Origin of the sequence: Streptococcus mitis (assembly GCF_965111735.1) — a bacterium.
Taxonomy (GTDB): domain Bacteria; phylum Bacillota; class Bacilli; order Lactobacillales; family Streptococcaceae; genus Streptococcus; species Streptococcus mitis_DR.
Genome location: NZ_OZ217346.1, coordinates 218,620 through 231,362 on the forward strand (window position 1 = coordinate 218,620; position 12,743 = coordinate 231,362).

General features: G+C 41.4%; 12 protein-coding genes and 2 pseudogenes. 11 read left to right on the top strand and 3 right to left on the bottom strand.

Features of this window, described 5'->3' with window-relative positions:
- Genes ACLV7W_RS01070 through folK form a run of 3 tightly spaced genes read left to right on the top strand, consistent with a single transcriptional unit; the run spans position 1 to position 2,713 of the window.
- Complete coding sequence (locus ACLV7W_RS01070; protein WP_411865274.1) at positions 1-1,311, top strand: bifunctional folylpolyglutamate synthase/dihydrofolate synthase; 1,311 nt, start codon at positions 1-3, stop codon at positions 1,309-1,311.
- Positions 1,304-1,858: a GTP cyclohydrolase I FolE gene (folE, locus tag ACLV7W_RS01075; protein ID WP_411865275.1), complete on the top strand. Its 555-nt coding sequence runs from the start codon at positions 1,304-1,306 to the stop codon at positions 1,856-1,858. The genes ACLV7W_RS01070 and folE overlap by 8 nt, the downstream gene beginning before the upstream one ends.
- Positions 1,859-1,900: 42 nt before the next feature.
- Positions 1,901-2,713: a 2-amino-4-hydroxy-6-hydroxymethyldihydropteridine diphosphokinase gene (gene folK / locus ACLV7W_RS01080; protein WP_411865276.1), complete on the top strand. Its 813-nt coding sequence runs from the start codon at positions 1,901-1,903 to the stop codon at positions 2,711-2,713.
- 44 nt (positions 2,714-2,757) lie between these two features.
- Here folK and ACLV7W_RS01085 read toward each other — a convergent pair whose 3' ends face one another.
- Positions 2,758-3,075, bottom strand: coding sequence for a DUF960 domain-containing protein (locus tag ACLV7W_RS01085; RefSeq protein ID WP_000886035.1), 318 nt, complete (start codon positions 3,073-3,075; stop codon positions 2,758-2,760).
- A 236-nt stretch (positions 3,076-3,311) separates the two neighbouring features.
- Between ACLV7W_RS01085 and ccpA the strand changes: the two genes are divergently transcribed.
- A complete protein-coding gene (ccpA, locus tag ACLV7W_RS01090; RefSeq protein WP_001090628.1) occupies positions 3,312-4,322 on the top strand; it encodes a catabolite control protein A in 1,011 nt (336 codons plus the stop codon).
- 51 nt (positions 4,323-4,373) lie between these two features.
- On the opposite strand, the gene ACLV7W_RS01095 is transcribed toward ccpA, so the two are convergent.
- A complete protein-coding gene (locus tag ACLV7W_RS01095; RefSeq protein ID WP_411865277.1) occupies positions 4,374-5,336 on the bottom strand; it encodes an asparaginase in 963 nt (320 codons plus the stop codon).
- A gap of 65 nt (positions 5,337-5,401) precedes the next feature.
- On the opposite strand from ACLV7W_RS01095, the gene ACLV7W_RS01100 reads away from it, so the two are divergent.
- Positions 5,402-6,793, top strand: coding sequence for a Cof-type HAD-IIB family hydrolase (locus ACLV7W_RS01100; RefSeq protein WP_411865278.1), 1,392 nt, complete (start codon positions 5,402-5,404; stop codon positions 6,791-6,793).
- A 184-nt stretch (positions 6,794-6,977) separates the two neighbouring features.
- On the opposite strand, the gene ACLV7W_RS01105 is transcribed toward ACLV7W_RS01100, so the two are convergent.
- A complete protein-coding gene (locus ACLV7W_RS01105) occupies positions 6,978-7,430 on the bottom strand; it encodes a universal stress protein (protein ID WP_000079148.1) in 453 nt (150 codons plus the stop codon).
- 161 nt (positions 7,431-7,591) lie between these two features.
- On the opposite strand from ACLV7W_RS01105, the gene ACLV7W_RS01110 reads away from it, so the two are divergent.
- The 6 genes and pseudogenes from ACLV7W_RS01110 to ACLV7W_RS01135 all read left to right on the top strand — a co-directional run.
- Complete coding sequence (locus tag ACLV7W_RS01110; protein WP_261078123.1) at positions 7,592-7,885, top strand: hypothetical protein; 294 nt, start codon at positions 7,592-7,594, stop codon at positions 7,883-7,885.
- Positions 7,886-8,040: 155 nt separating this feature from the next.
- Positions 8,041-9,255 (top strand): pyridoxal phosphate-dependent aminotransferase, encoded by a 1,215-nt coding sequence (locus ACLV7W_RS01115; protein ID WP_000666457.1) that lies wholly within the window; start codon positions 8,041-8,043, stop codon positions 9,253-9,255.
- A gap of 144 nt (positions 9,256-9,399) precedes the next feature.
- Positions 9,400-9,534, top strand: coding sequence for a 50S ribosomal protein L34 (gene rpmH / locus ACLV7W_RS01120; protein WP_000831905.1), 135 nt, complete (start codon positions 9,400-9,402; stop codon positions 9,532-9,534).
- Positions 9,535-9,670: 136 nt separating this feature from the next.
- Positions 9,671-9,961 (top strand): annotated as a pseudogene (locus ACLV7W_RS01125) (peptide ABC transporter ATP-binding protein); the annotation flags it as partial.
- A gap of 122 nt (positions 9,962-10,083) precedes the next feature.
- On the top strand, positions 10,084-11,340 hold the full coding sequence (locus ACLV7W_RS01130) for an ISL3 family transposase (RefSeq protein WP_411865279.1): 1,257 nt from the start codon (positions 10,084-10,086) through the stop codon (positions 11,338-11,340).
- Positions 11,341-11,375: 35 nt separating this feature from the next.
- Positions 11,376-12,665, top strand: a pseudogene (locus tag ACLV7W_RS01135) (ABC transporter substrate-binding protein); the annotation flags it as partial.
- Positions 12,666-12,743: the final 78 nt, after the last annotated feature.

Genomic DNA, 12,743 nt, shown 5'->3' on the forward strand with positions numbered 1-12,743 from the left:
ATGAAAGAAATTGAAAACAATCACTGGATTGCTAACTACCGGACGGACCAACCGCATTTTGGCTTGGAACGAATGGTGGAACTGTTAGCTTTGCGTGGCAATCCCCATCTCAAACTCAAGGTCATCCATATTGGAGGAACCAATGGCAAGGGTTCGACCATTGCTTTTTTGAAAAATATGCTAGAAAAGCTAGGGCTGAGAGTTGGTGTTTTCAGCTCGCCCTATCTCATTCATTACACAGATCAGATTAGCATCAATGGGGAATCTATCCCAGAAGCTAGACTAGAAGCCCTCATGGCAGACTATCAGTCTTTGTTGGAAGGGGAATCGGCTACCAATTTGCAGGGGACAACTGAGTTTGAGATAATTACAGCTATAGCCTATGATTACTTTGCCTCGGAGCAAGTAGATGTGGCTATCATGGAAGTCGGCATGGGTGGACTCTTGGATAGTACCAATGTCTGCCAGCCAATTTTAACAGGCATCACAACCATTGGACTGGACCATGTAGCCCTACTTGGTGACACCTTGGAAGCCATAGCAGAGCAGAAAGCTGGTATTATCAAACAAGGTATTCCCTTGGTAACAGGTCGTATCGCTCCAGAAGCTTTGGTTGTCATTGACGCTATTGCGGAAGATAAAAATGCGCCGAGACTTGCCTATGGGAAAGATTATCAAGTCAGCCATCAAAAGAGTGTGGTTACAGGCGAAGTCTTTGACTATACAAGTGTTGTCAGACAAGGTCGCTTCCAGACTGGCCTGCTTGGTTTGCACCAGATAGAGAATGCTGGGATGGCCATAGCTTTACTTGATACTTTTTGTCAAGAAGATGGTCGAGAACTAGCAAGCAATCATTTGCTTGCTCAAGCTCTGGAAGAAACAAGGTGGCCAGGACGTTTGGAAATCGTGTCAAGAGATCCCTTGATGATTTTGGATGGAGCCCACAATCCCCATGCTATCAAGGCTTTATTAGCAACCTTGCAAGAACGCTTTGCGGATTATCGTAAGGAAATCCTCTTTACTTGCATCAAAACCAAGGCCTTGGAGGATATGTTGGATTTGTTGGAGCAAATCCCAGATACCGAGCTTACTCTGACACATTTTGACGATAGTCGGGCGACTGATGAAAGCGTGCTGAAAGAGGTAGCTAAGTCTAGAAATCTCAGCTACCAAGATTGGCAGGATTTTCTAGAGCAGAAATTGACAGATAAAAAAGAAGAGAAAAAAACAGTTAGGATTGTCACAGGTTCCTTGTATTTCTTGAGCCAAGTGAGAGCCTATCTGATGGAGAGGAAAAAAGAGAATGGATAAACAAAAGATTGAAGCAGCTGTAAAAATGATTATCGAGGCTGTAGGAGAGGACGTTAATCGCGAAGGCTTGCAGGAAACACCTGCTCGTGTCGCTCGTATGTACCAAGAGATTTTTTCAGGTCTTGGTCAAACAGCAGAGGAACATTTGTCAAAATCCTTTGAGATTATCGACGATAATATGGTGGTAGAAAAGGATATCTTTTTCCATACCATGTGTGAACACCACTTTCTACCATTTTATGGGAGAGCGCATATTGCCTACATTCCAGATGGTCGTGTGGCAGGTTTATCTAAGCTAGCCCGTACGGTTGAAGTTTATTCTAAAAAACCACAAATTCAAGAACGATTGAATATCGAAGTAGCCGATGCCTTGATGGAGTATCTAGGTGCTAAAGGAGCCTTTGTTGTCATTGAGGCGGAGCATATGTGTATGAGTATGCGTGGTGTCAGAAAACCAGGAACTGCAACCTTGACGACAGTAGCTAGAGGTCTATTTGAAACAGATAAGGATCTTCGAGACCAAGCTTATCGTTTAATGGGACTATAAAAAGAATCCGCTTGAAGCGGATTTTTCTAGAAAGGAATCATTATGGATCAACTACAGATTAAGGATTTGGAAATTTTTGCCTATCATGGTCTTTTTCCTAGTGAGAAAGAATTGGGGCAGAAGTTTGTTATTTCCGCAATCCTATCCTATGATATGACCAAGGCGGCGACAGATTTGGATTTAACGGCTTCTGTCCATTATGGAGAACTGTGTCAGCAGTGGACGACATGGTTTCAGGAAGCGAGTGAGGACTTGATTGAAACGGTGGCCTACAAACTGGTAGAACGTACCTTTGAGGCCTATCCTATTGTCCAAGAAATAAAGCTGGAACTGAAAAAACCTTGGGCGCCAGTGCATTTGCCACTAGATACTTGCTCAGTAACTATTCATCGTCGCAAGCAACGAGCCTTTATCGCCCTAGGAAGCAATATGGGAGATAAACAAGCAAACTTGGAGCAAGCCATTGAGAAAATGCGAAATCGAGGTATCCATATTCTTAAAGAGTCCAGTGTCTTAACGACGGAGCCTTGGGGTGGTGTGGAGCAAGATAGTTTTGCTAATCAAGTGGTTGAGGTGGAAACCTGGTTGCCCGCCCCAGTCTTGTTAGATACCTTACTAGCCATTGAGTCAGAGATGGGAAGGGTTAGAGAAGTGCATTGGGGACCTCGTTTGATTGATTTGGACTTGCTCTTTGTGGAGGACCAGATCCTTTATACAGACGACCTCATCTTGCCTCATCCTTACATAGCGGAACGCCTTTTTGTTCTTGAATCTCTTCAAGAAATTGCGCCTCATTTTATCCATCCGACATTAAAGCAACCTATTCGCAACTTGTATGATGCTTTGAAAAAATAGAAAAACTCTAGTTTTCAGTCGTTTGTAACTGAAGGCTAGAGTTTTTAAAATAGGTCATTTTCTTCTGGGAGGAGGATAGTTTCTCTACCGTCCATGTCTAAAACCAGTACTCTGGGGGGATAAAGAGGGTCGAAAGGGTGGTTAAAGTCAAAATCAATGGCTGTAGGGAGGTGTTGACTTGAAAAGTGGAAGGTAATTTTTCCTTGGTTATTGAGCAATTGAAACTCGAGTTCCTCCTCCAATTCAAAGACATTTTTTAAGAAGTGGTCGATGATATACCAAAAAGAGTCAATAACATCATCAGGCAAGCTGGTAACAATGCCAAAACTAGCTGACCGCATGTGGGTATTGGTAAAAGCCATATTTCTTCCCCCTTTCTTTTCCCTTATCATACAGCAAATAGGATTAAAAATCAAGAAAAGGTGATTTTTTCTTCATAAACATAGCTTCCTATGAAATTTTTTCAAATAATCTTCAAAAAACGCTTGAAAGTGTTTACAAATAGTGATAAAATGGAATAAGTGGAATCATGAAAACGAAATTTTCATACCGTCTCTTTTTTGGAGTCTCGTGAGGTATGATATAGAAAGGAAATGGAATGAATACAGACGATACAGTAACGATTTATGATGTCGCCCGTGAAGCAGGAGTTTCAATGGCGACGGTTAGCCGTGTAGTCAATGGCAATAAGAATGTAAAAGAGAATACTCGTAAAAAAGTGCTTGAGGTGATTGATCGTTTGGATTACCGTCCAAATGCTGTGGCGCGTGGTCTTGCAAGTAAAAAGACAACCACTGTCGGTGTGGTGATCCCAAATATTACCAATGGCTATTTCTCAACGCTTGCTAAAGGGATTGACGATATCGCTGAAATGTACAAGTACAATATCGTCCTTGCAAATAGTGATGAGGATGATGACAAGGAAGTTTCAGTTGTCAATACCCTGTTTTCTAAGCAGGTGGATGGTATTATCTTTATGGGCTACCACTTGACTGAAAAAATTCGTTCAGAGTTTTCTCGTTCTCGAACACCAGTTGTTCTTGCAGGAACAGTAGATGTGGAACACCAGCTTCCAAGTGTTAATATTGACTACAAACAAGCAACGATTGATGCAGTGACCTACCTTGCTAAAGAGAACGAGCGCATTGCTTTCGTTAGTGGTCCGCTAGTGGATGACATCAATGGTAAGGTTCGTTTGGTTGGCTACAAGGAAGCCTTGAAAAAAGCAGGGATTTCTTATAGCGAAGGATTGGTATTTGAGTCTAAATACACTTATGAAGATGGCTATGCCTTGGCAGAACGCTTGATTTCATCAAACGCAACTGCAGCAGTTGTAACAGGTGATGAATTGGCAGCAGGTGTCTTGAACGGCCTTGCTGATAAGGGTGTGTCAGTACCAGAAGAATTTGAAATCATTACTAGTGATGATTCACAAGTCTCACGCTTTACCCGCCCAAACTTGACAACTATTGCCCAACCTCTTTATGACCTTGGTGCTATTAGCATGCGTATGTTGACTAAGATTATGCACAAGGAAGAGTTGGAAGAACGTGAAGTTCTCTTACCTCATGGTTTGACAGAACGCCGTTCAACACGAAAACGTAAATAGAAAAAATCAGGGAATCGTGAAGATTTCCTGATTTGTTTTTAGAGAAGAGACTTACCCTTCCATATAGTCTTTCAAAGCCTGTCCTGTTAGTCCGGCATTGAGGGCAATGAGGAGCTTTAGGCGGGCTTTTTGGGCGTTGAGTTCTTTAACAAAGAAGACACCAGATTTTTGCAACTGCACGCCCCCGCCCTGGTAGGCATAAACAGGTTCCGCAATACCGTTAAAGCATCGTGAAACAAGGGCGACTGGGATTCCTTTTTGCAGAAGGCTTTCTAATTTTTGAGCTGTTTCTTTGGGAATATTACCAGCTCCGAAGGCTTGGATAATCAAACCGTCCAATTGTTCCAAATCCAGCATACCAATCAGCTCATCTGTCATACCGGCATAAGCCGAGATGATAGGGACCAAACCTTGTATGTGATCAAGGTCAAAGCGAACACGAGGTTCAGCTGTTTTGAAGTAGAGGATTTCCCGCTTCGTAATCAGACCAAGTGGCCCATGTGTTGGGGTCTGGAAGGTGCCGACGTTGGTCGTATGCGTTTTGGTAACATACTTGGCAGCATGGATTTCATCGTTCATAACAACCAAAACCCCTTTGTCCGCAGCCCTGTCATCGCTAGCCACCCGTAAAGCACTCAGATAGTTATAAACACCGTCGCTGCCGAGTTCGTTAGAGCTACGCATTGCCCCTGTTAGAACGATAGGCATATGGGGAACTTCCATGGTATCAAGGAAATAGGCTGTTTCCTCTAAAGTATCGGTCCCGTGTGTGATTACCACTCCATCGTAGTTAGCAGCTTCCTCTTTGATTTTTTGGTAGAGGGCCAGCATATGCTTGGGTTGGATATGAGGGCTTGGCAGGTTAAAAAAGTCCAAGGCGTGGACATGGATTCCTTCAAGAGGATTGGACACATGGTTCATGGGATTATCTGAACTCGTCACAACAGCGCCAGAAGCATCGGCTTGCATGGAAATAGTTCCGCCCGTATGTAAAACAAGGATTTTCTTAGGCATGATTTACTCACTCTTTCTGAAATGTGGTATAATCATTGTATCACAAAAGGGGAGATTGGGATAGGATGGAAGTCAAAGCTGTTTTTTTTGATATCGATGGAACCTTGGTCAACGATCGCAAGAGTGTTTTGAAATCCACTAAGGACGCGATTAAAATCGTCAAAGAACAAGGGGTACTTGTCGGCGTAGCGACAGGACGAGGACCTTTTTTTGTTAAGGAATTGATGGACGATTTGGATTTGGACTTTGCGGTAACCTACAATGGCCAGTATATCTTTAATAAAGACAGAGTCTTGTTCACGAGCCCAATTTCCAAGTTACATTTGCGCCAGTTAATCAGTTATGCTAAAAAAGAGGGCAAGGAGATTGCTCTAGGGACCAAGGATGCCATGTTGGGTTCCAAAATCATGTCTTTTGGTCTGGGTTCTTTTTCCCAACGAATCAGTCGCTTCGTTCCCTCAGTTTTAACTCGGACAGTGAGTCATTCCTTTAATCGTATGGTTAGCAAGGTTGTTCCCCAAAAGGAAGAAGACCTACTTGATCTAATGAATCAGCCTATCTACCAAGTCTTGATGCTGATGACGCCAGAAGAATCTGAGAAGGCAGCAGCTGATTTTGAAGACTTGAAATTGACACGTAGCAATCCTTTTGCAGCGGATGTCATCAATCAAGGAAACTCTAAATTGGAAGGCATTCGACGAGTTGGGAAAGAATATGGTTTTGATCTCAACCAAGTCATGGCCTTTGGTGACTCAGATAACGACCTAGAAATGCTGGCGGGTGTCGGTATGTCGGTCGCTATGGGAAATGGTAGTAGCAGTGTCAAGGAAGTTGCCAAGCATATCACAACTAGCAATCAGCAAGACGGAATCCACAAGGCCTTGGAACATTTTGGTGTTCTAGCTTCAGAAAAAGTCTTTGTCAGCCGTGACTATCATTTCAATAAGGTCAAGACCTTCCACCACATGATGGATGAACGAACCCAAGAAGAACCTCGAGCTTGGGATTTAGAAGGTGCAACCCACAGGGCTGGCTTTAAAATAGAAGAATTGGTGGAGTTTGTTCGAGCAGCCAGTCCCTCTGAAGAGGATTTTGGTCAAGCTTTATCGCAACTTCATCAGGCCCTTGATAAGGCAGCAGATAAAGTAGCCAAGAAGACACCTGCACAGCAAGATTTGGTAGGGCAGGTGGATGCCTTGATCGACACGCTTTACTTTACCTACGGTAGTTTTGTCTTGATGGGGGTGGATCCAGAACGTATTTTTGATATTGTTCATCAGGCCAATATGGGGAAAATTTTTCCAGATGGCAAGGCTCATTTTGATCCAGTGACCCATAAAATCTTAAAACCAGATGATTGGGAAGAAAAATATGCTCCAGAACCTGCTATTAAAAAGGAACTGCAGCGCCAGCTCAAGGCTTATGAGCGTCATAAAGAGAGAAATAATACTCAATGAAAATCAAAGAGCAAACTAGGAAACTAGCCGCAGGCTGCTCAAAGCATTGCTTTGAGGTTGTAGATAGAATTGACGAAGTCAGTAACATATATATACGGCAAGGCGACGTTGACGTGGTTTGAAGAGATTTTCGAAGAGTATAAATAGTAAACAAAAAGGAGCTCTGGGCTCCTTTTCTTTGTGATTATAAGGTTTTTTCTTGTTCTCTCACAACTAGCAAATCAACCTTAGCATGGCGGAGGATGTATTCAGATGAAGAACCGACCAAGAGGCGTTCAAAGGCGTTGAGACCTGTTGCGCCAACGAGGATGAGATCAACTTCTTCTGCATCTGGAATAGTACGTGCCAGTAGGGTCTTTGGATTTCCCATTTCAATGACGATATGAACATCTGCCACCCCAGCATCTTTAGCACGTTTTTCGTACTCTTTCATCAGACTTTCAGCGTCGACTTGGAGTTCTTCGTAAACTTCAGCATCAAAGGTGGATACGCTTTGGAGTGCGCGTGTGTCAATGACATGTGCGATGGTGAGTTTAGCGTCGTTTCGTAGAGCAGAATGAACTCCCTTGACAAAAGCCAAGTCTGCTTCTTTAGAACCATCGATTGCGACCATGATATTTTGGTAACGTTGTGCCATAATGAAACCTCCTGAAATTTTCTTACTATAATTGTAAACCTTTTCACTATAGAAGTAAAGCAAAAAAAGTATTTTTCAAAAGAATGTTAGCGATTAAAATCTATATAAATATATGATAAAATAAAAGAAAGGATAGCAGGAAAGAAGTGAAGGGAGGGAGAATGATGAAAAGCTCTTTTCAAACATCAAATTTCCTTTATTATGGAATCATCTTAGCTTCGGTCTTGGTAGAAGTTATCATGATCTGGCAATTAGAGAGTCTGATACCACTTCTTTATCCAGGGTTTATCGGTTTTTTAGTCTTTCATGTACTCTACCATCTACTCTTATTCCTAGTTGCAAAACGAACTGGGCGTTGGGATTACTTGATGATATGGGGACTTTTCCTCATGTTCAATCTTCTTTATGACTCCTTTTTAGGCTTGCTTTTTCTAGGCTTATCTTTTGGTATGTGATGTTTTTTTGTCAAAACACCTGCTATCTCCCCTGTCTTGACCTCGCTCTTAGTGAGGTTTTCTTCTGTAGGATTTTAATAACACATTTCAGTAAACTTGTCGCAATCCCTTTCTAGTGGTATAATGTTACTATCTCGATGAATTGAGGAAACAAGATGAAAGAATATAACAAGTCTAGTAAGTTAGAGCATGTTGCTTATGATATCCGTGGTCCTGTTTTGGAAGAAGCCATGCGGATGCGAGCAAACGGAGAAAAGATTTTACGTCTGAATACAGGAAATCCAGCAGAATTTGGCTTTACAGCGCCAGACGAGGTCATTCATGACTTGATTATGAATGCACGTGATAGTGAAGGATATTCTGACTCCAAGGGGATTTTCTCAGCCCGTAAGGCTATTATGCAGTATTGTCAACTGAAGAAATTCCCAAATGTAGATATTGATGATATTTATCTTGGAAATGGTGTTAGTGAGTTGATTGTCATGTCCATGCAGGGGCTTTTGGACAATGGAGATGAGGTCTTGGTGCCTATGCCAGACTATCCTCTTTGGACAGCGGCTGTCAGCCTAGCTGGAGGAAATGCCGTTCACTATATCTGTGATGAAGCTGCAGAATGGTACCCAGATATTGACGATATCAAGTCAAAAATCACTTCTAATACCAAGGCAATCGTCCTTATCAATCCAAACAACCCAACTGGAGCCCTTTATCCTAAAGAACTCTTGCTGGAGATTATTGAGATTGCCCGTCAAAATGATTTGATTATCTTTGCGGATGAAATCTATGACCGTATGGTAATGGATGGACATGTGCATACGCCTGTGGCGAGCCTGGCACCAGATGTTTTCTGTGTCAGCATGAACGGTCTATCAAAATCTCACCGTATCGCTGGTTTCCGTGTGGGTTGGATGGTCTTGTCTGGACCTAAGACTCATGTTAAAGGCTATATCGAAGGGCTCAATATGCTATCCAATATGCGCCTTTGCTCTAACGTTTTGGCCCAACAAGTCGTACAAACTTCCTTGGGTGGCCACCAATCAGTTGATGAATTGCTCCTTCCTGGTGGACGAATTTACGAGCAAAGAAACTTCATCTATAATGCCATTCAGGATATCCCAGGTTTGTCTGCGGTTAAACCCAAGGCTGGGCTCTATATCTTCCCTAAAATTGACCGCAATATGTACCGTATCGATGATGATGAGCAGTTTGTCCTTAATTTCTTGAAGCAGGAAAAGGTTCTCTTGGTTCATGGTCGAGGCTTTAACTGGCAGGAACCAGACCACTTCCGTATTGTTTACCTTCCTCGTGTTGATGAACTAGCCCAAATCCAAGAAAAGATGACTCGTTTCTTGAAACAGTATCGTAGATAGGGCTTACATTCGAAAAAGCTGGAAACATTTGCCTTGAGCTATTGACAAAAGTAAAAGAATCAGATAGAATAGTAAAGTATGTTTAGTAACTGATCACTTTATAGCCGGCTAAACGAATACAAAATCTATGAGGAGGTATTCATCGTGAAACGTACTTATCAACCAAGTAAACTTCGTCGTGCGCGCAAACACGGATTCCGTAACCGTATGTCAACTAAAAACGGTCGTCGCGTATTGGCAGCTCGTCGTCGTAAAGGACGCAAAGTTTTGGCTGCATAATCCAAACGAATTCTATCAAAAATCAGTAGGAACTCGAGTCTACTGATTTTTATTTTTGTAAAAAAGTACAAAAAGCTTTATATTTTTGCTCGAATAGTGTATAATATTTCACATACTGTAAAAATGGAGAATAATCATGAAGAAATCAAAAGTTATGCTTTTTGGAGCTATGGCTTTGACAGCAGGTCTAGCTTTAGCAGCATGTGGATCATCTCAATCAAGTAATGCTGACAAGACTTACTCTTATATCTTTGTCAACAATCCAGATACCTTGGATTACATTACCTCTACTCGAGACTCTACATCTAGTATCACAGCCAACTTGATTGATGGCTTGTTGGAAAATGACCAGTATGGCAATCTAATCCCGTCTATGGCTGAGTCATGGACAGTGTCAAAAGATGGCTTGACTTACACTTATAAAATGGCTCTATAATATTTGTAGTGGGTAAATCCCCTATGGATATTATGGAGCCTATTTTGTTGTAGAAAAAAAGTCCCATATCATCTATAATGAAAAGCGACCAAACCATCATTAGAAAGAATCATATGGAACAATTACATTTTATCACAAAACTACTCGATATCAAAGACCCTAATATCCAAATTATAGATGTCATTAATAGAGATACACACAAGGAAATCATCGCTAAACTGGACTACGATGCCCCATCTTGTCCTGATTGTGGAAGTCAAATGAAGAAATATGACTTTCAAAAGACTTCTAAAATTCCTTACCTCGAAACAACTGGTATGCCTACTAGAATTCTCCTTAAAAAACGCCGTTTTAAGTGCTATCAGTGCTCTAAAATGACGGTCACTGAGACTCCTCTAGTAAAGAAAAATCATCAAATCCCTCGTATCATTAATCAAAAAATTGCTCAAAAGCTGATTGAAAAGACTTCTTTGACCGATATTGCTCATCAGCTGTCCATTTCAACTTCAACTGTTATTCGCAAGCTCAATGACTTTCACTTTAAACATGATTTTTCTCGCCTTCCACAGATTATGTCCTGGGACGAGTATACCTTTACAAAGGGAAAGATGAGTTTCATTGCGCAAGATTTTGAAAAGCTCAATATCACCGCTGTTCTTGAAGGTAGAACACAAGCTATTATCCGAAATCACTTTCTTAAATATGATAGGGCAGTCCGATGTCGAGTGAAAATCATTACTATGGATATGTTTAGTCCCTACTATGACTTGGCTAGAAAACTTTTTCCGTGTGCTAAAATCGTTCTAGATCGTTTCCATATTGTACAACATCTAAGCTGTGCTATGAGTCGTGTGCGTGTCCAAATCATGAATCAGTTTGAACGAAAATCTCATGAATACAAGGCTATCAAACGCTACTGGAAACTCATCCAACAGGATAGTCGTAAACTTAGCGCTAAACGTTTTTATCGTCCTACTTTTCGTATGCACTTGACCAATAAAGAGATTCTAGACAAGCTTTTGAACTATTCAGAAGACTTGAAACACCACTATCATCTCTACCAGCTCCTGCTTTTTCACTTTCAGAACAAAGAGGCAGACAAATTTTTCGGACTGATTGAGGACAATATAAAGCAGGTTCATCCTCTTTTTCAGACTGTCTTTAAAACCTTTCTAAAGGACAAAGAGAAAATTGTCAATGCCCTTCAACTACCCTATTCAAACGCCAAATTAGAAGCGACCAATAATCTCATCAAACTTATCAAGCGCAATGCCTTTGGTTTTCGGAACTTTGAAAACTTCAAAAAAAGGATTTTTATCGCTCTAAACATCAAAAAAGAAAGGACGAAATTTGTCCTTTCTCGAGCTTAGCTTTTCTTCAACCCACTACAGTTGACAAAGAGCCATCTTTGATTGAGTTTGATAAAAACCCTAATTACTGGGATAAGGACAATGTCAAAATTGAGAAAGTGAAACTCTCTTTCTTTGACGGTTCTGACCAAGACAGCATTGCTAGAGGTTTCTTGGATGGTAATTATACAGATGGCCGTATCTTCCCAACAAGTTCAGTCTTTGCTGAACTCAAGAAGGGAAATGAGGACAAGATTACCTACACACCACAAAACTCAGTTACTTTCTATTATCTTTTCAACGTTAATCGTCAAAGCTACAAACAAACTATGAAACAGTCTGATAAGGAAAAGACAGATTCACGCGCAGCTATGCAGAATAAAGATTTCCGTCAGGCTATCAACTTTGCCTTTGACCGTCATGCTTATGCAGCACAGACAAATGGTGAAGATGGAGCAGACCGTATCTTGCGTAACACAGTTACACCAAGTAACTTTGTCCAAGTTGGCGATAAGAACTTTGGTGATATTGTCAATGAAAAAATTGTCAACTACGGTAAAGATTGGGCAAATATTAACCTAAATGATGGTAAGCAAGCCTTCTTGAACCCAGACAAGGCCAAAGAGAAGTTTGCTAAGGCCAAAGAAAGTCTGCAAGCTCAGGGAGTAACTTTCCCAATTCATTTAGATATGCCAGTTGACCAGACTGCTAAATTAGATGTGCAACAGGCCGGCTCTTTCAAACAAACAGTGGAAGAAACCCTTGGTAAGGAGAATGTGGTCATCGATGTTATCCAACTTTCTCCAGATGAAAAAGACCAAGCAACCTACTTTGCAGATACAGCAGAACAAAAAGACTACGATATCGACATCTCAGGATGGGGTGGAGACTACTCTGATCCTAAGACTTACCTAGCGATTCTAGACCCAGAGACAGGTTCTCAGTTGAAAAATATGGGCTTGTCTGAAGGAAAAGACAAGGAGGTTAAGGATAAGATTGGTCTTGCTGACTACAAGAAACTCTTGGATCAGGCTGATGCGGAAATCACAGATACTCAAGCTCGCTATGAAAAATATGCTGAAGCCCAAGCTTGGTTGACAGATAGTGCCCTCTTCCTACCAGTTCAAAGTGGTGGAGCCAACCCAATCTTCCGTAAGACTGTACCGTTTACAGGTCCATTCTCATTCGTTGGACACAAAGGAGATGCTGACAACTACAAATATGTTGAATTGCAAAAAGAGCCAGTAACTGCTAAACAGTACCAAGAACTCTATGAAAAATGGCTGAAAGAAAAAGCTGAGTCAAATAAAAAAGCTCAGGAAGATTTAGCTAACCACATTCAATGATATTCCTAGTCATGCTTTTCAGTTAATACTCTTCGAAAATCTCTTCAAACCACGTCAGCGTTGCCTTACCGTATATAT